This is a genomic window from Pelomonas candidula, assembly GCF_043555985.1.
GTDB lineage: Bacteria > Pseudomonadota > Gammaproteobacteria > Burkholderiales > Burkholderiaceae_C > Pelomonas > Pelomonas candidula.
This window is the reverse complement of record NZ_JBIGIC010000095.1, coordinates 1-247: the sequence shown is the minus strand read 5'-3', so window position 1 is coordinate 247 and position 247 is coordinate 1. Positions and strand designations below refer to the sequence as shown.

At 69.6% G+C, this 247-nt stretch carries 1 pseudogene; it reads left to right on the top strand.

Annotation, left to right across the window (positions count from 1 at the left end):
• Window positions 1-247: pseudogene (locus tag ACG04R_RS28635) on the top strand (IS21 family transposase); the annotation flags it as partial.

The following is a 247-nucleotide window of genomic DNA, read 5'->3' as shown; positions in this document are numbered from 1 at the left end:
TCGCGGCCCTGGGCGGCGTGGCGCGCCGGGGCATCTACGACAACATGAAGACGGCGGTAGATCGCGTCGGCCGCGGCAAGAAGCGCGACGTCAACGACCGCTTCGCCGCGCTGTGCGCGCACTACCTCTTCGACCCCGACTTCTGCAACGTCGCCTCGGGCTGGGAGAAGGGCGTCGTCGAGAAGAACGTGCAGGACAGCCGGCGTCGCATCTGGCTGGCGGCGCGCGAGCAGCGCTTCGGGTCCTT